Below are 16,266 nucleotides of genomic sequence, written 5' to 3' on the forward strand. Positions count from 1 at the left end.
TGCGCCGTCTTTATTCAGGACGGTACAGGCAAGCGTTATCAGCCTATTAGCGCGTGGCCTTGATTGTTGCGACCAGCGTGTTCATCTGTTCGCCGATCAGCACAGCGATTTTTTCGTCATGCAATTGCCCTGATCGTCAAAACCACCTGCGAAAGCGTTGGCGAACACTTCTGGTTTGTTGAGCGGTTGCAGATTCAGGAACACGGCGTTCTGACGCAGGTGATACTGCGCGCGTGAGGTGCCCATGCCGCCGCCTGCGCCCATCAGCGCCACCGGTTTGCCGCTCAGCGGCTGGCTGTCTGGCAGCCGTGAAAGCCAGTCGAGGATGTTTTTTAACGCCGGTGCTACGGAGTAGTTGTACTCGGTACAGGCAAAGACAAATCCGTCAGCCTCTTGCGCCTGACGTGCGATGCGCTGCACGGCAGCGGGGATCTCGGTCAGATCAGCATTGTAGAACGGCACATCCAGCAGATCGGCGATCTCAAGGGTGGTATTGGCAGGCAGCGCTGCCTGCGCCGCGCGCAACAGCCCTTTATTCGCAGAGGTGCGGCGTAGGCTGCCTGCAATGCCCAATAGTCGTAGGGTGCTCATGGCGTTTCCTTAAAATTCAGCATCAATATCAACAATAGAAATCAGTTTGTGGTTCACAAACTCTTTAATGCCCAGGCCGGTCAGTTCGCGTCCATAACCGGAACGGCGGATACCACCAAACGGCAGATCGGCTTTTACGCGGGTTGGGTGGTTAACATACACCATCCCGGTTGACAGGCGAGCGGCAACCTCAGCCCCGTGTTGACCGACCGTTACGCGTGAACACAGAACCCCCAAGGCCAAACGGTGAATCGTTGGCAATGCGTACCGCATCATCTTCATCTTTAGCGCGGAACAGCATAGAGACCGGGCCGAAAAATTCCATATGGTATGCGGGATTATCCGGTGTAACGTCGGTGAGGATCGTCGGTTGTACAAATGCGCCTTGGGTCGGCACTTTGGGGCCCACTTCCAGCGCCGTTGCGCCGTGCGACACGGCCAGTTGGATCTTCTGTCTCACTTCATCAGCGGCTTGTTGGGAAGAGAGCGGGGCCAACGTGGTGTTTTCATCCAACGGATCGCCTGTGCGTAATGCGGCAACGCCCTGGGTGTAGCGATCGAGAAATGCGTCATACACCGCATCTTCAATGATCATACGTTTGGAAGATACGCACACTTGCCCGCCGTTCCAGTGGCGGCCAAACACGGCCCACTTGACGGTTTTTTCTAAATCGGCATCTTTTAACACCACAAAGGCATCAGCACCGCCCAATTCCAGCGTGGATTTCTTCAGTGCTTGTGCTGCCTGTTGGGCCACTGTCGCGCCGGCGCCTTCCGAACCGGTCAAAGCCACGCCCTGCACGCGCGGATCGTTGAGGATCATTTCGATATGCTTGCGGGTGGCATACAAGTTGGTAAATGCCCCTTTGGGCAATCCGGCATCGTGCATCAGTTTTTCAAACCGGGCTGCACGTTGGAAGCATGTTTCAACAGAATGGTGTTACCGGCAGAAAGCTGCGGTGCGATGATGCGCGCAATCTGGTAATAAGGGAAGTTCCACGGCTCGATAGCAAGCAGCACGCCCAGCGGTTCGTGCACGATCCGCGCGGTGGCCTCTTTCGGGTTGGCAACCGGCAGCGTTTCGGGTGCCAACAGCCCTTCCGCATGTTTGACGTAATACTCGAAAATTTGAGCGGATAGCTCCACTTCTAGCCCGCGCTTCTGCGACCAGCTTGCCCATTTCCAGCGTCAGCAGTCGTGCCATTTCTTCTTTATGTTGACGAAGCAGCGTGGCTGCCTTTTGTAGAATGGCACCTCGGGTGGAAAACGGGGTTTCTTTCCATGCCAGGAAAGCGTTGTGTGCTTGACTGATGGCGTCAGTGGCGTCGGGGAACGTTTTAATGACTTCACCCGTATACGGGTTGATAGTGGCATATCCCACGGTAAACCTCCTGAAAACGAACTGTTCAAGATACCTGCGATCTTTTACGTTGCCTAATAGGGTATCAACTGATAATTCACACCGTTTCAGGTTGCTCCGCAGAGAACATACATACGCTTAGCTAAAAAAATACAATATTAACCGCATTACGATACAGTTTTGAGGCGAGCGATGAAAAAAACGGCGGGGATACAGGTTATCTCCAGAGCAATTAAAATATTACGGCTACTGCACGAACGGGGAACCAGCCTGGTTGAACTGGCGCGTTTGACAGATCTCCCTTGCTCAACGGTGCAACGTATTGTTGATACGTTGGCGGCAGAGCATCTGGTGGAGTGCGGCGAAGGCGGTGTACGGCTGGGCTGGGGCATCAATGAGCTGGCCAGAAATGCCTACTCTGACGTAGCAGAGCAGTTGCGCCATCCGCTCGAGTCGCTGTTTGAAAAGACGCGCGAAACGGTAGATATTTCTACCTTTCATGGTCAGGAAGTGATCTTCCTCGACAGGATTATCAGCGATCAGGCCGTGCGCGTGGTGCCGATACACGATCGTCCCAAACCGGTGTATGCCATGGCGAACGGCAAGGCGATGCTGTCGTTATTAACGGATGCGCAGATTACAGCACTGCTGCACGACCAGATGCCTGCATTAACGCCACAGACGATTGTCTCGTTGCCTGCACTGCTGCAACAGATGGCGGAAGTGCGTGCCAGCGGTTTTTCTTACGACCGGGAAGAGCATGCGGAGGGGGTATGTGCCGTTGGGATTGCACTGCCTGTACCGGGAAGGCCGGCGCACGCATTGTCGGTGGTGCTTCCTTCCTACCGCTTTGTTGCACGCCTTCCGGCTATCCAGCAGGCGCTGGAGGAAGTGCGACAAATGTGCCCGTGCATCCTTTCCCCACGCAGCAAGTAGCGGATACATAGATTACGGGTGTTAATGGCATATAATGCATGTATAATCAATATATGTGGAATTATATGCTTTTCTTATGGCTAATGTGGGTCGATCATGAGCTCAGCGGCAGTGCCAAAAAAATCCAACCCGCTGGCAACGGCACATACGTTAAAGGATGATATTTACGGACTGGCGCTGGGCGTGATGTTTATCGCCGTTGGCCTGAACATGCTTAAATTTTCCGGTATGGTGACAGGCGGTATTGCCGGAATCGCACTGCTTATCTCCTACTATGTACCGCTCTCCATCGGGTTGCTGTTCACCTTGGTCAATATCCCGTTTCTGGTGTTCTGCTACTTCAGCATGGGGCGCGCTTTCACGGTAAAAACGCTGATTGTCAGCGTCACGCTGGGGCTGGCAACGCAGGCGGTACCGATGTTAATCACCATCAGCTACCTGCATCCGTTGTTGCGGCGTTGGTGGGTGGCACATTTATCGGCATGGGGATCCTTTCCCTTGCACGTCATAATGCGTCTGTTGGCGGCACGGGTGTGGTGACGTTGTGGCTGTATCGTCGCTTTGGTATCAACGCAGGCAAAAGCCAGATGGCGCTTGATGCGCTGGTGTTTCTCCTCTCACTGATCAAAATGCCGTTGATGCTGTTACTCTGGTCGGCGCTTAGCGCGCTGGCAATGAATGCCATGCTGATGAACTGGCCAAACCGGGGCGCTATCAGGGCGGTGACGCTTGATGCCCGACGAGTACGCTATCCCACAGCATTTCTGCCCCCTGCGCGAGCCGTGTTGCCGGGCGATAGAGCCGGATATCAAGGGGGATCGTCCATTTCTCTTCGTGGCTGGCTGCCCGACAAATTGCCCCACTTTTCTCACTTTCAGCGGCCAGCGCGTGCGGCAGCCAGGCGACGCCCTCACCGGCTTTCACCAGTGCCAGCAGCGTGGCGGCCAAATCGGAAGTGAACACCGTCTCCATTTTGCGCGTCAGGCGATGTAGCGGCGCGGTATTGCTGATAATACACCCCAATCCAGAATCCGCGCTGTAAGCGAGAAACGGAAATCCCCCCGGTGCATCAGCAGACAACCTGGCATTACGGGTGCCCGAGATGGCAATGCTATAGGGAATCAGCCGATCCTGACCGAGCGAAATGCTCATAAATTTTTGCGTTGGCAGGTGCAACTGCATATGCGGGTGGTGGTAACACAGCAGAAATTGTGCTCCCCCCTGTGTCAGCATGCGTTCACAGGCGTGCAGGGTCGCGGAAACCAACTGAAATGCGCCATCACGCGAGATATCGCTGTTCTTTCTCAGCCAATCGGGAATAAAGGTAAACGAGAGAGCATGGGTGGCGCACATAATGACCTCTGGTGCGCGCTGTTCTACGCTGTCACGCGTTTCGCTGCGCAGGGCATAGAGTGTCCGAATCAGGTCCGGCACCTGATGAAAAAAGACCTCTCCCGCCTGAGTCAGCCGCGCGCCGCGCCGGTTGCGTTCAAACAGCGCCACGCCGACCCAGGCTTCCAGTGCCTGAATACGTCGACTGAATGCGGGCTGTGTCACATAACGCGCAGCTGCTGCTTTTGAAAAGTTGAGCGACTCGGCCAGTGCTATCCCGTCTTCCAGCCAGGCAAGTTCTAAATGATGCCGATTTTGCGTTACAGCGGCATTAGTCATCAGCCGAAAATTGCCTCTACTATAGACGGTATGGCGTGCTTTATGGGCATTGCTCTCGCAGGATATGACATTTTTCATGTTAAGAAAACGGCATAACAGAGTGCGTAACAACGGTACGTTCTTGCCGCTGGCTTAGCGACCATCAGGAGATTCGGCTATGCGTATTATCGATGTGTGTGAAGTCACCAAACCCATCGCCTCCCCCATCAGAAATGCCTACATTGATTTTTCTCACATGACGACCAGCCTGGTCGCCGTCGTGACCGATGTGGTGCGTGATGGTCGACGGGTCGTCGGGTACGGTTTTAACTCCAATGGGCGCTATGGGCAGGGCGGTTTGATCCGTGAGCGCTTTCGTCCGCGGATTCTGGAAGCCAACCCTGAAACGCTACTTAATGCGCGCGGCGATAATCTCGATCCCGATCGGGTGTGGCATACCATGATGAAAAACGAAAAACCGGGCGGGCACGGTGAGCGCTCGGTAGCGGTAGGAACGCTGGACATGGCGATCTGGGATGCGACCGCCAAAATTGCCGGTATGCCGCTGTTTCATCTGCTGGCTGATATAAAAGGCGTGCGCGCTAATCCGCGCGTGTTCGTTTATGCAGCGGGCGGTTACTACTATCCGGGCAAAGCGTTGGATGCGTTGAAGCAGGAGATGCGCGGTTATCTGCGTCGTGGTTACACCGTGGTAAAAATGAAGATTGGCGGTGCGTCGATAGAGGAAGATCGTCGGCGTATTGAGGCAGTGCTGGAAGAGATTGGCAACGAGGCCCAGCTTGCCGTCGATGCCAATGGGCGTTTCGATCTGGAAACCGGTATCGCCTACGCCAAGATGCTGCGTGATTACCCGCTGTTCTGGTATGAAGAGGTGGGCGATCCACTCGATTATGCTCTTCAGGCGGCGTTGAGTGAATTCTATCCGGGGCCGATGGCCACGGGAGAAAATCTGTTCTCACATCAGGATACGCGTAATCTGCTGCGCTATGGCGGTATGCGTCCGGACAGGGATTACCTGCAATTTGATTGCGCGCTGTCTTACGGCTTGTGTGAATACTTGCGCACGCTGGAGGTGCTGGATCAGTTTGGCTGGTCGCCTTCACGCTGCATTCCACACGGTGGGCATCAAATGTCGCTGAATATCGCCGCCGGGTTGGGGTTGGGCGGCAATGAAAGTTATCCGGATCTGTTCCAGCCATACGGCGGATTTCCTGATTCCGTTCGGGTGGAACAAGGGAACATTGTGATGCCAGAACTGCTGGGCATCGGCTTTGAAGGCAAAAGCGATCTTATCGCTGAAATGCGCGCGCTGGCGGAATAAAAGGTGTGTTCAGGCTGGCGTGTTGCGCCGGCCTGAAACGGTCAGAAACAGGCCAGATAGCTTTCCAGCATCTTTTTCAACTGAACCTGCAAGGCTGCGGCTTTCTCTGCGTGCCGGGCAAAAGGCACTTGCTCTTCCATGTAGTTACACTGCGCCAGTTCCAACTGCACCGCATGTTGCTGCTGCGCTGGCTGCCCATAGGCGCGGGTGATGTAGCCGCCCTTGAAACGCCCGTTAATGACCCAACTGTATTGCTCCTGCTCTTCACAGCGCGCGCGTATCGCGGCTTCCACCTCGGTGGAACAGCTTTCGCCACCGTTGGTGCCGATATTCAAATCAGGCAGTTTGCCGTCAAACAGGCGCGGAATGTGCGAGGCGATGGAGTGGGCATCGAACAACAGCGCATAGCCGTAACGCTGCTCTGGCGTCGGCGCTTTGCCTGCGACAAAGGTAGGCGTACCGTCGAACAAGGTACTGGGAAACAGCCCGGTGGTGGCGCTGGCGTAAAGTGGCGTATCATCGGCGGGACGATTAAGATCGACCACCATACGTGAATAGTGGCCCACCAACACGCTGGCCCCCATGCCGTGCACAAAATCATACAGATGTTATGCCAATCGGTATCCGGCTGAGGACGCGCGGCATCACTCAGTCCGTCTTCGACTTCGGGCGTGAGCCGGGTTCCCGCGTGGGGAATACTGACCAGCAACGGCAGCGTGCCGCTTTGAAAATCAAACGGTTCCATGACGAACACTCCCCTCGATAAACGGTGGTAGAAGGTAACTGCCCACCCAGCCAATAGGTTAATTCTGCCGGACGCGCTACGGGCCCAGTGTACAAAATCGGCCACTTTGCCGGCCTCCAGCGATCCGTGGCTCGCTTGCATCCCCAGCGCTTTGGCAGCGTGACAGGTGACACCCGCCAGAGCCTCTTCCGGCGTGAGCCGAAACAAGGTGCACGCCATATTGAGCATCAGGAGCAGAGAAAGGGCTGGTGAGGTGCCGGGATTGACATCGCTGGCGATAGCGATCGGCACGCCGTAATGGCGCAGCAGCTCCACTGGCGGCCATGGCCTGTACGTCTTCTTCCGTCAGGTATTCCAGATGATCTGCAGAGAACGCGTGGTAGCGCGCCGCCAACGTGCTGCCGCCTAATGCGGAAAGCTGCTCTGCGTGCAGTTTTACCGGCAGCCCTAACTGAGTGGCGGTTTTAAACAGCGTTTCTACCTGAGCGGGTGAAAACGCCAGATGCTCGCAGAACGCGTCTACGGCATCGGCCAACTGCTCTTGAGTGACCTGCGGCAGCAACTGATCGCAGAGTGTGGTAATCCACGCGTCTGGGCGCCCTACGTATTCCGGTGGGATGGCATGGGCTGCCAGACAGGTAGCAACTACCTGCGCGGGCACCTGTGCGGCCAGTCGGCGTATGGCGTGCGGGTGGTGAAATCCTGTTGCAGATAGTCCGGCGCTTCCACCGGATTGACGTAGCGATATTCCAGTTGGACCGGAAGATCGTTTTCGTAATGGAAGATCTGCGAATGGAACAGCGTTTGCCCCGGCGATATATCAAACTGTTCTGCCAGCTCTCCTTCCGCTTTCAGGCTTTGCAGCGCCAACACGCGGCTGCTGTGGCGATGCCCGCGTTCGGCAATCTCTTCAGCGATATTGCGCACTTCCAACATGGCCGCGTAGGCCTTGATCTCCGTGACGAACGTACCGACCCCTTGCATGAGCAGCAAAAAGCCCCCACTGGTCAGCTCGCGCAGCGCGCGGTTAATGGTCATACGGCTAACGCCCAGTTCGTTGACCAGCTCGCTCTCTGACGGGATGCGCTGGTGCGGCTGCCAGGCTCCGGTGCGAATCTGGCTGATAATCGCCTGCTTGACCCGCTGATAGATGGGGGCGGGTATATCGCTCATGGCGCCTGCAAGTTGCGATGCGCGCTGCTGTGTCACCACGGTGTTCTCCTTGACCCTACGCTTTTGTGCAGTGTAGAGAATTTTATGCGCGTATGTATATGTATAGACAATAGTGTAAGGATGGTGCCGCCGTAGTGACAGCCGTCTGAGCATGGTGGCAAGCGTCTTTTTGCGCGCTGCCTCGTTGATTACGAATCATCATGGTGCGCCAAAGGGGAGCAATGCACTATTCTGGAACCTGCTTTCCTGCACCACACTCCCATGTAATTCCCGCGAACAAAGGGTTAAACACCGATTATGTGGCACAGGCAACACTGCTTGATGTGGCGCATGTGGCACGCATGTCACGCAGCAGCGGGCCTGGCTCAGAGAGCAACTGCACGCCATGGGATGGTTTGTGGCACCGTCGCAGGCCAATTTCCTGTTTGTGAATGTCGCGCAGGATAGTGCTGCATTGGCTGAACGTTTACTGCATTTCGGTGTGATTGTGAAGCCCTGGCTGGAAGTCGGATACACCCAATGAATCCGGATATCGGTGGGATCTGAGACTGCCAACCAGCAGTGAATTGCGGCATTGCGCCAGTGCGCACAGTGAGCCCGGTTCGGCCAATCGACTGAATATTTATGGAGAATACATGCAACAGGTCTATTTTCCCGCGCGCGTGGTGCTGGCGCGATTAACCAGTTGGGCACCATAGCCGCTGCGCTGGGTAAACGTGCTCTGGTTTTGGGGGGGAAGAACGCACTGGCGGCGGCATCTGCCCTGATTGATGCGCAACTGGCTGATGCCGGGGTGCTCAAATGCGCTGATATCTGGTACGACGGTGAGTGCAGCGAAGCACAGATTTTGCGTCTGGCGCAAAGAAGTGAGAACTCATGCTGCCGATATGATTATCGCCGTGGGCGGCGGGAAGGCATTGGATACTGGCAAGGCCGTAGGACTGGAAACATCCTGTCCTGTTATCACCCTACCGACGATCGCAGCGACCTGTGCCGCGGTGACGCCGCTCAGTATTCGTTATCATGACGATGGCCACTTTCGCGATCTGTACCATCTGCCAGTGGCACCCGCAGCGGTGATTATTGATTCCGATATTCTGGCTAAAGCACCGCTGCGCTGGCTGGCGGCGGGGCTGGGCGATACGCTAGCAAAGTGGTATGAACTGCGCGCCATCACGTATGATGAAGATGTCAGTGGTTTGGGCGCTTCCTCCATGGCGAACAGCCGCCTCTGTTATCAACAGATTGCACGGTTTGGTGCTGCCGCCTGTGATGCGGTGCGGCAACGGCAAGCATCACCTGCGTTGGATCAAGTACTGGATGCCATATTCTTGTTTGCCGGGTTGACCTCGTTGATGAGCAATGGCGCACATGCGGCGGCGGCCCATGCGCTATACGAGGGATTTACCGTGTGTGATAAAACGCGCTCCTACGGACATGGTTTGCTGGTGGGTTTTGGCAATCTTTGTTTGCTGGCTCTGGAAGGGCGAAGCGATGCGGTGCTGCATGAGGCTATTACCCTGGCTAGGGATAGCGCCTGTTAACAGGCGCTATAAAGTGGGGCCTGGTATAAAAAACTCAATCTGTCAGTCCTAAGCGTCTTGAGCAGTTGAGCAACTCTGTCACTTTATGCACATTGAGCTTTTCCATAATGTTCAGTCGATGGGTTTCTACGGTTTTAACGCTGATGCACAACTGTTCGCCGATAAGACGATTGGTGTAGCTGTTGGCGATAAGCCTCAGGATTTGCCGTTCACGCGGTGTCAGCAACTCCGGGCTGTCTCTTTCAGTGTTCAGTGCGGAGTTGATGGCATCTCGGTTGAGTGCCGGGTCGATATACCGTTTTCTGGCTGCCATCGTCTGGATTGCGGCCAATAATGTTTTTTGACTGCTGTTTTTCAATACGTATCCCATGGCCCCTGCGGACAGGGTGCGTATTGCCATAAACTCCTCATTGTGCGCGGTATAGGCCAGGATCGCCATTTTGGGCCAGCGTGAACAGAGTTGCGGGATAAGATCCAACCCATTGATGCTCGGCAACCCCAGATCGAGGACCACGATATCGGGCTCGTGGAGACGACAGGCGTTGTATACCTCAAGGCCATCTTCAGTATGCGCAATGATGCGAAAACGCGGATACGGCACCAGCAAATTGATAATGCCGTTTATGATCAACTCATGATCGTCCACCAGCAAAATTTTATGATCGTTCATTTTCCATTCCTCTCAACAAAACGTTGCCCTTTACGGTGAGCATTTCAAACGTAAAGTGACATCCAGCGTATGGCGCAGTTCTGCAATTTCCTCTTTGGATAATGGCAGACCACGTTTAACGCTGTTCTCCATATCGATCACATCGCACAGCAATGGACCGATACCAGCCTGCCTGATACATCCTTTTAGGGTATGCAACAGCGTGATAGTTTTTTTGATTGCTTAAATTTTGTTCAATTTCTGACAGCAGAATACGAAGTGAACGACGGATTTTTCGTCGCATGGTGGGGTGGGTGATATAGATGATGGCCTTGCCCATCAGGTTGTCTTGTTCTTGCAGTTGAATGTCTCGTTGGAGTTGGTATTCAGCGGCGATGCTGATGCCATCGGCCAAATGCGCCAGCGTGACGGGTTTGGTCAGGTAGTGGTGCATGCCGGCTTGCTTACAACGCACAATTTCTTCCGGCGCGGTGTTGGCTGACAGTGCTATGATAGGGCATTCAGGATCCTGATTCTTATCGTCTTGACGCCACAGTCGGGTGCAGGCCAGGCCATCCATCTCTGGCATGCATACATCCATCAGCACCAGATCAAAACGTTGCTGCCGCCCAAACACCAGCGCCTCCCGACCCGTACCGGCAATGGTGACGTTTTGCCCAAGCAGTGTCAGCATGGCGCCTATAATGTCGCGGTTAATCGTGGCGTCATCGACAAGCAGGATATGTAACCGCCAGGGTTGAACGGGGATAACCTCCGTATCGGTGGCGGGGATGCCGGACGTTATCTGGGCGGCAAGTGTATAAAGCTTGCCTGGCAAAAAACCAAGCTCGTCAGCACACAGGGCATTCCCCCGAGGTGCGACGCGGCATGTCAGCCCCCACTCGCTCAACTGCCGGTGCAGCGTCGACGGTGCGGCGATTTCTCCGGTTAACGATGTGGGGGCGCTGTGCTTGCCGAGGGGCAACATAAAAGAGACACAGGTGCCCAGTCCCAGCGAGCTATTGAGATCCAGACAGCCTCCCATCATCTGTGCTAGGTTAGAGGCAATCGTGAGCCCAAGCCCGGTACCTTGAATGTTTCCCTGACTCTGGAAAAAGGGGGTGAAAACCGCATCGCGATCGGCAGGCGCAACGCCTTTGCCACTGTCGCAGACGGCAAATATCAGTGTGTTGCCATTGCGCGTGACGCTGAGCGTAATCCCTCCGTCTTCGGTAAATTTGACCGCATTGCCCAGCAGATTCACCAGAATTTGCCGTACGCGCGTACCGTCCATATCGATAAGCAAGGGCACGTCACCGCTGACCGTGGTGCGCAAGGTCAATCCTTTGCTTTTTCCCGGTCCCTGAATGGTGTACATCGCGCGATCGATCAACGGCAGCAGCGCGGTTGGCTCAACGTGCAGCGAGATTTGCCCCGATTCTATACGCGAGAAATCCAGCAGATTGTTGATGATATCCAGCAAGGATAGGGTGCACAGCCGTGCGGTTTCCGCCAGATGGCTTTGTTTGGCACACAGCGGAGTGAGCTGAAGAAGCTCCAGGGCACCCAGTGAGCCGCTGAGCGGTGTGAGTAGTTCATGGCTGATGGTTGTGAGATGGCTACTTTTGCGTTTGTTGGCCTGTTCCGCCTGCTGTTTAGCGATAATCAACTCACGCGTGCGTTCAACCACGGTATTTTCCAGGTTGTCATGCTGTACGCGCAGATCGTTCAACAAGCGATTATAAGCCTGAGCTATGCTGCCGAGTTCATCCTGACGGTTTTCCGGCAAACTCAACGACAAGGGAGACCGCTCTGTCTTATTGATGATATCAACAAAATCTTGTAACGGACGGGCCAGATGGCGGTAGAGTAATCCGAACAACATCAATGCGATGAGTACTAACGTTGCCAGCGCAAAGGGCAATTGGCTGATGACGATAGGCATTGCGCGGTTGATGATATCCCGTTTGGGATACAGGATGACCTGCTGCCAGCCTGGACCTTTCAACTGGGTACGCAGCACCAGATAGCCGGGAATTTCCTGCCAGCCATCATGCAGCGTTGCGTTGCTGAACAGGGCCTGTAATTCCTGATTTTTCTTCTTCTCGAGTGGGAAAAAGGGCAGGATGCGATTCTGCTCATCCAGCCAGAGGCTGATATCGCTGCCTGAGAACGGCTGCCCATAGGAAAGCACATCGCTTAATTTTACCGAAAGCCCTGCGAGCGTACCGAGTGAGCTGGTTGCCGCAACGGAGACGCTCCACCCCACTCCCTCTGTGTAATTGGGTTCTCCCCAGTACATATTGCGGTTGACGTGACTGCCAAGTAACTCCGTTAACTCGGTGTGCCGACGAGAAAAATAGTCAGCCGCGTGCTCTTGAGGAGGCAGTAGCGAGATGCCATAACGGCGATCCAGCACGAAGCTGTCGAGATAATAGGTTTGTCCGGCAGTGCCGTATACCTGGATAAAGCTGCGATCCTGCTCTTGTACCGTTTTAGGGATGCACTCGCTGGTATCGATGGGCAAGTAACAGCTTTCACTGTTGTCGACAATGGCCGCGTCTGCCGTGCGGCTGTGGTACAGATAGTAACGATGTGCCAGCATTTGCGCATCCCGTTCTGCACCTTCAAAGCGGTGATTGGTTAACGTTGCCCGAAGGGTTGAAAAATGCGTTAGATTTTTAATTAAATAATGTTTTTCCTGGTTCAACGATGCATAGGTTGCAGCATAAACAGAAACCAGCCAGATAATAAATAAACACAGTGATATGAATAATGTCGGTTTACTCACCAATGAGCGTTTTCTTTTCATTGTCATACCCGAGAATGGTGTCTAAATGAAATTGCCCCCATGGGCGAATGAATTCACGTCTGTCGGTTTTCCCTAAACTATAATTTTCACTAAAACTATAATAGGGTTTTGCGCCGTAATTGTTTTAATTTGTAAATATATATAACGTCTCCATAAGTAAAAATCAGGTATAAGGTTGATGTCTAAGTTTCTCATCTGAATCGAGAATGGAATTATCCCCTGGAGGTCGTCCTACATGCTTGATTTACTAAAAGGTATCCCTTTGGTTCAAGACATATCCAAACCCAATGGCAAAGGAGAAATCGCGATGAAAATAGCGGATCTTCCTGCGAAAGGATATTCATGTAATCTCTCTTGGGTTCTGGCTATTCAGCTCGTTGAATCTTGTGGCTTATCATTGGAAACATTGAGTTATGTTTCTTCCTTGTTAGGTGCTCATCATGATGTTCACGATTTTTCATTGCACTTCTGCGATGAAAAAGGCTGGTTGTGTTGTGTTTATGAAAAGAAAATTTCTGCCGAAAAAATGGCAAGGGAAATTGAAATACAACTGGCGCTAACACGTTATTTTCGATACCTCATTATGGTTAGGAAACATTCTTGCCAGGTAAAAAAGTATGAAGCTATATAAAATCGCCCATTTGATTTTCTTTTTTTCTGTTCAGTTTCTTCTGCTCAAAAATTACCCTGGAAGGGCGATGATTTTTCAGTGCGAGCACAAAACATGGCACTCTCTTCTCTGCTGAAAGATCTGGCGAAAAACTATTATACATCAACGAATATTGATCCGGAGATTGTGCAAAATTTTAGCGGCGTTATCTTGCCAGGACCGCCGGTGAATATCCTGTGTAAGCTGATGGGGCAATATAATCACGATGGCAATACGCTGTTTATCTATCCGGCGCAGCGTCTGTCACGCCATCTTGTAACGCTTAATGCACTTTCCGACGCGAATTTTGCAGCAAATTTACGCAGGCTTAATGTTCCTGAAGATCGAAGTTGTGAACTCCATCCCATTTTGAATGAGCATGCGCTGGAAGTCAGTGGGGTGCCTGCTTGTCTTGCGCGTGTAACACAGTTGGCAACGACCCTGGATGCGGATATTAGCAAACGTCAGGATGACGCGGTGAGTGTCGTGGTGTACCCCTTGAAATACGCAACGGCGATGGATGACAGCTATCAATACCGCGACCAGACTGTTGTAGTTCCCGGTATTGTCAGCGTTCTGCGTGATATGAATCGCGGCGGTGCGCCAACATCAACCACGAATACGCCTGCCACTCAGGGATTGCCGATGTTTTCTGCGGATCCGCGCCAGAATGCGGTTATCGTGCGCGACCGCAGCGCGGACATGGCGGGTTATCGCCAGTTGATTGCCCAGTTGGATCAACGATCTCAGATGATCGAAATTTCTATGACCATCATTGATGTGGATGCCGGGGATATCAGTCAATTGGGCATTGACTGGAGTGCGGCGACATCGCTCGGTGGTGGCACGATCCAGCTTCAACAACGATGGCGGCAGCCTGGACAGCGGTTTTCCAGCGTGATTAAAGATACCCCGCACTTTATGGTGCGGCTTAACGCGCTGGAAAAGAACTCACGTGCCTATGTGCTATCGCAGCCTTCGGTGGTGACACTCAATAATATTCAGGCGGTGTTGGATAAGAACGTCACTTTCTACACCAAACTGGAAGGCGACAAGGTGGCGAAACTGGAGTCCGTGACGACAGGATCGCTGCTACGCGTCACTCCTCGCTTGCTGGAGCAGAATGGGAAGCAAAATATCATTCTGAACCTGAATATTCAGGATGGTCAGCAAAGCGCACCCATTAGCCAGGATGAACTTCTGCCTGGCGTGCAAAATGCTGAAATTGCTTCGCAAGCCATTGTTACAGGCGGGACAAAGTCTGTTGTTGGGAGGATTCAAACAAGATAAGCAAATACAGTCGGAAAAGAGAATTCCCCTGCTGGGCAGTATCCCCGTGTTAGGTAACCTGTTCAGCACCAAAACCCATCAAATGCATAGCGTTATTCGCTTGTTCCTGATCAAGGCATCTGTTGCCAATAAACAACAGTGAAAAGCGTATGGAAAACACCTGGAAGATTCGCCTGTTAGGTGGCGTATTGCATGGCCGGGAAGTGTGGCTATCGGAAGGTCGTCTCTCTATTGGAGAACGGGAATGCGATCTGTGTATCCCGTTACAGGTCGCAAGCTGCATTGAGCTGGCGATCGCTGACGGGCAGCTCTATGTCAACGCAGAAAAAGTGCAGGTTAGGGTTAATGGTCGTCGCCATGGGCAGCATCATCCGTTGCCGTCTCAAGGGGTACTTGAAGCTGCAGGGCTGGCGATGGCATTTGGGCCACAGCACGCAGAACTTGCCGGCTACCGCTTGCCTATGGGGCGATTTTCACCTGGTTGGGTGCTGTTTGCAGGTACTCTTATCCTGCTTTCTGCTCTGGCGTTTTTATCCGATGAATGGGCGCCGCTATCATCGACGGCAACGTCCGTACAAGTGGATGCGCTGTTGCAGCAGACGGGCTTGACACAGCTCTCGGCACAATGACAGCAGGATGGTGTCTTGCAACTGTCTGGGTATTGTGAATCAAGTGATGCCATGACGCCTTTGTGGCTTGTGCTGCAATCCCACGACATTCGCTACCGCGATAATGTCATTACGCCGCCATTTCGCAAGCGACCAACTTAGTCAGCAAATGGGGCGAAATTCTCCAAATGATAACCCAAAAGACCTATTCATGACGAGGGACGATAGTCTGGCCATGCTGCAATTTTTGCGTCGCGGAGGCGCTGTGCGCATGTTGCTGAAAAAAGAGGTAAGCGTCGAATTAGAGACGCTTTTTCGCTATGCCAGACAGTTATCTAACGCGGGAGATTATCCTGCCGCGGCCAGAATATTACGGGTACTGACCGTTTACGATGATTGGTCTTTTGATTACTGGTATCAACTTGGCGCTACGTGCCATGCGGCGCACGCCTGGTCAGATGCCCTCTATGCCTATGGCCGGGCGGCACAAATTAACGTATCGGCAGCGCAGGTCCCTTGTGCCGCAGGGGAGTGTTTTCTGGCCTGCGGTGAGAAATCATTGGCGCGTAAAGCCTTTAAGGCAGCCTTGCTGATTTGTGGTAAAAACCGGGCATTACAGGCGATACGCCGTCAAGCCGAACAAGGATTATCTCGAACAGGAGAGCCTGATGGATAGTGTACAAGCCAGGGCGGGGATGCATTACCCGCTGCCTTATGATGATGTTGAGGAGACGAATGCCTCTTCTTCCGTGAAACAAACCACACCTCCAATAAATTCTGTTACTGGCTTGCGTCATACACAAGCCAATGCAGGAAAGAAAGCTGAAGCTGAAAGCCGGCATGGCGCTGTGACGCAGTCGGTGAGCGAGCATCAGGCGGAAGCTGCCTGGCAACGGTTGCTGGCGGCCGGGTATAGC

12 protein-coding genes and 8 pseudogenes are annotated in these 16,266 nt (G+C 53.4%); 10 read left to right on the plus strand and 10 right to left on the minus strand.

The features are described 5' to 3' along the window. Positions 1 to 96 precede the first annotated feature (96 nt). The 4 genes and pseudogenes from ACMZI0_RS16960 to ACMZI0_RS16975 all read right to left on the minus strand — a co-directional run bounded on the left by ACMZI0_RS16960 (position 97) and on the right by ACMZI0_RS16975 (position 1,972). Complete coding sequence (locus ACMZI0_RS16960; protein WP_415673826.1) at positions 97 to 591, minus strand: NADPH-dependent FMN reductase; 495 nt, start codon at positions 589 to 591, stop codon at positions 97 to 99. 9 nt (positions 592 to 600) lie between these two features. Continuing rightward, a complete protein-coding gene (locus tag ACMZI0_RS16965; RefSeq protein ID WP_415673827.1) occupies positions 601 to 834 on the minus strand; it encodes an aldehyde dehydrogenase family protein in 234 nt (77 codons plus the stop codon). Beyond that, the gene (locus tag ACMZI0_RS16970) at positions 782 to 1,480 is read right to left on the minus strand and encodes an aldehyde dehydrogenase family protein (RefSeq protein WP_415673828.1); all 699 of its coding nucleotides are present in this window, start codon (positions 1,478 to 1,480) and stop codon (positions 782 to 784) included. The genes ACMZI0_RS16965 and ACMZI0_RS16970 overlap by 53 nt, the downstream gene beginning before the upstream one ends. After that, a pseudogene (locus ACMZI0_RS16975) lies at positions 1,480 to 1,972 on the minus strand (aldehyde dehydrogenase family protein). The gene ACMZI0_RS16970 and the pseudogene ACMZI0_RS16975 overlap by 1 nt, the downstream one beginning before the upstream one ends. Before the next feature lie 171 nt (positions 1,973 to 2,143). On the opposite strand from ACMZI0_RS16975, the gene ACMZI0_RS16980 reads away from it, so the two are divergent. From ACMZI0_RS16980 to ACMZI0_RS16990, 3 genes and pseudogenes are all read left to right on the plus strand, one after another. Then, positions 2,144 to 2,887, plus strand: a complete 744-nt coding sequence (locus tag ACMZI0_RS16980) for an IclR family transcriptional regulator (protein ID WP_415673829.1) — start codon at positions 2,144 to 2,146, stop codon at positions 2,885 to 2,887. A gap of 96 nt (positions 2,888 to 2,983) precedes the next feature. Further along, on the plus strand, positions 2,984 to 3,427 hold the full coding sequence (locus ACMZI0_RS16985) for a YitT family protein (RefSeq protein WP_415673830.1): 444 nt from the start codon (positions 2,984 to 2,986) through the stop codon (positions 3,425 to 3,427). Next, positions 3,370 to 3,513: pseudogene (locus ACMZI0_RS16990) on the plus strand (YitT family protein); the annotation flags it as partial. The gene ACMZI0_RS16985 and the pseudogene ACMZI0_RS16990, both read left to right, overlap by 58 nt. An 88-nt stretch (positions 3,514 to 3,601) precedes the next feature. Here ACMZI0_RS16990 and ACMZI0_RS16995 read toward each other — a convergent pair. Further along, on the minus strand, positions 3,602 to 4,558 hold the full coding sequence (locus ACMZI0_RS16995; RefSeq protein ID WP_415673831.1) for a LysR family transcriptional regulator: 957 nt from the start codon (positions 4,556 to 4,558) through the stop codon (positions 3,602 to 3,604). A gap of 157 nt (positions 4,559 to 4,715) precedes the next feature. Here ACMZI0_RS16995 and ACMZI0_RS17000 point away from each other — a divergent pair, with 157 nt between their 5' ends. Next, positions 4,716 to 5,879 carry a mandelate racemase/muconate lactonizing enzyme family protein gene (locus tag ACMZI0_RS17000; RefSeq protein WP_415673832.1) on the plus strand — a complete coding sequence of 388 codons (1,164 nt, stop codon included), beginning with the start codon at positions 4,716 to 4,718 and terminating at the stop codon, positions 5,877 to 5,879. A 41-nt stretch (positions 5,880 to 5,920) separates the two neighbouring features. Here the strand turns inward: ACMZI0_RS17000 and ACMZI0_RS17005 are convergent. The 3 pseudogenes from ACMZI0_RS17005 to ACMZI0_RS17015 form a co-directional block, all read right to left on the minus strand. Beyond that, a pseudogene (locus ACMZI0_RS17005) lies at positions 5,921 to 6,624 on the minus strand (N-formylglutamate amidohydrolase). Between the two features lie 8 nt (positions 6,625 to 6,632). Then, positions 6,633 to 7,306 (minus strand): annotated as a pseudogene (locus ACMZI0_RS17010) (amidohydrolase family protein); the annotation flags it as partial. After that, positions 7,303 to 7,797, minus strand: a pseudogene (locus ACMZI0_RS17015) (GntR family transcriptional regulator); the annotation flags it as partial. The pseudogenes ACMZI0_RS17015 and ACMZI0_RS17010, both read right to left, overlap by 4 nt. Positions 7,798 to 8,182: 385 nt before the next feature. Between ACMZI0_RS17015 and ACMZI0_RS17020 the strand changes: the two are divergent. Together ACMZI0_RS17020 and ACMZI0_RS17025 are read left to right on the plus strand one after the other, a co-directional pair. Then, on the plus strand, positions 8,183 to 8,320 hold the full coding sequence (locus ACMZI0_RS17020; RefSeq protein WP_415673833.1) for a hypothetical protein: 138 nt from the start codon (positions 8,183 to 8,185) through the stop codon (positions 8,318 to 8,320). 108 nt (positions 8,321 to 8,428) lie between these two features. Further along, positions 8,429 to 9,335: pseudogene (locus tag ACMZI0_RS17025) on the plus strand (iron-containing alcohol dehydrogenase); the annotation flags it as partial. A gap of 40 nt (positions 9,336 to 9,375) precedes the next feature. Here ACMZI0_RS17025 and ACMZI0_RS17030 read toward each other — a convergent pair. Then, the gene (locus ACMZI0_RS17030; protein ID WP_415673834.1) at positions 9,376 to 10,011 is read right to left on the minus strand and encodes a two component system response regulator; all 636 of its coding nucleotides are present in this window, start codon (positions 10,009 to 10,011) and stop codon (positions 9,376 to 9,378) included. Between the two features lie 30 nt (positions 10,012 to 10,041). Then, positions 10,042 to 12,802, minus strand: a pseudogene (locus ACMZI0_RS17035) (two component system sensor kinase). Between the two features lie 235 nt (positions 12,803 to 13,037). On the opposite strand from ACMZI0_RS17035, the gene ACMZI0_RS17040 reads away from it, so the two are divergent. From ACMZI0_RS17040 to sscA, 4 genes and pseudogenes are all read left to right on the plus strand, one after another. Further along, positions 13,038 to 13,433: a pathogenicity island protein gene (locus ACMZI0_RS17040; RefSeq protein WP_415673835.1), complete on the plus strand. Its 396-nt coding sequence runs from the start codon at positions 13,038 to 13,040 to the stop codon at positions 13,431 to 13,433. A gap of 18 nt (positions 13,434 to 13,451) precedes the next feature. Beyond that, positions 13,452 to 14,883 (plus strand): annotated as a pseudogene (locus ACMZI0_RS17045) (EscC/YscC/HrcC family type III secretion system outer membrane ring protein); the annotation flags it as partial. A gap of 7 nt (positions 14,884 to 14,890) precedes the next feature. After that, positions 14,891 to 15,370, plus strand: coding sequence for a hypothetical protein (locus ACMZI0_RS17050; RefSeq protein WP_415673836.1), 480 nt, complete (start codon positions 14,891 to 14,893; stop codon positions 15,368 to 15,370). Between the two features lie 190 nt (positions 15,371 to 15,560). Next, positions 15,561 to 16,025 (plus strand): CesD/SycD/LcrH family type III secretion system chaperone SscA, encoded by a 465-nt coding sequence (gene sscA / locus ACMZI0_RS17055; RefSeq protein ID WP_415673837.1) that lies wholly within the window; start codon positions 15,561 to 15,563, stop codon positions 16,023 to 16,025. Positions 16,026 to 16,266 lie beyond the last annotated feature (241 nt).

It is taken from the genome of Symbiopectobacterium sp., assembly GCF_047692315.1.
Lineage (GTDB): Bacteria > Pseudomonadota > Gammaproteobacteria > Enterobacterales > Enterobacteriaceae > Symbiopectobacterium.

What these genes read in the sequence shown, in the direction of transcription:
- ACMZI0_RS16960 (WP_415673826.1), bottom strand. Translation starts at nt 591, where the DNA reads ATGAGCACCCTACGACTATTGGGCATTGCAGGCAGCCTACGCCGCACC.
- ACMZI0_RS16970 (WP_415673828.1), bottom strand. Translation starts at nt 1,480, where the DNA reads ATGCACGATGCCGGATTGCCCAAAGGGGCATTTACCAACTTGTATGCC.
- ACMZI0_RS16980 (WP_415673829.1), top strand. Translation starts at nt 2,144, where the DNA reads ATGAAAAAAACGGCGGGGATACAGGTTATCTCCAGAGCAATTAAAATA.
- ACMZI0_RS16985 (WP_415673830.1), top strand. Translation starts at nt 2,984, where the DNA reads ATGAGCTCAGCGGCAGTGCCAAAAAAATCCAACCCGCTGGCAACGGCA.
- ACMZI0_RS16995 (WP_415673831.1), bottom strand. Translation starts at nt 4,558, where the DNA reads ATGACTAATGCCGCTGTAACGCAAAATCGGCATCATTTAGAACTTGCC.
- ACMZI0_RS17000 (WP_415673832.1), top strand. Translation starts at nt 4,716, where the DNA reads ATGCGTATTATCGATGTGTGTGAAGTCACCAAACCCATCGCCTCCCCC.
- ACMZI0_RS17020 (WP_415673833.1), top strand. Translation starts at nt 8,183, where the DNA reads ATGGGATGGTTTGTGGCACCGTCGCAGGCCAATTTCCTGTTTGTGAAT.
- ACMZI0_RS17030 (WP_415673834.1), bottom strand. Translation starts at nt 10,011, where the DNA reads ATGAACGATCATAAAATTTTGCTGGTGGACGATCATGAGTTGATCATA.
- ACMZI0_RS17040 (WP_415673835.1), top strand. Translation starts at nt 13,038, where the DNA reads ATGCTTGATTTACTAAAAGGTATCCCTTTGGTTCAAGACATATCCAAA.
- ACMZI0_RS17050 (WP_415673836.1), top strand. Translation starts at nt 14,891, where the DNA reads ATGGAAAACACCTGGAAGATTCGCCTGTTAGGTGGCGTATTGCATGGC.
- sscA (WP_415673837.1), top strand. Translation starts at nt 15,561, where the DNA reads ATGACGAGGGACGATAGTCTGGCCATGCTGCAATTTTTGCGTCGCGGA.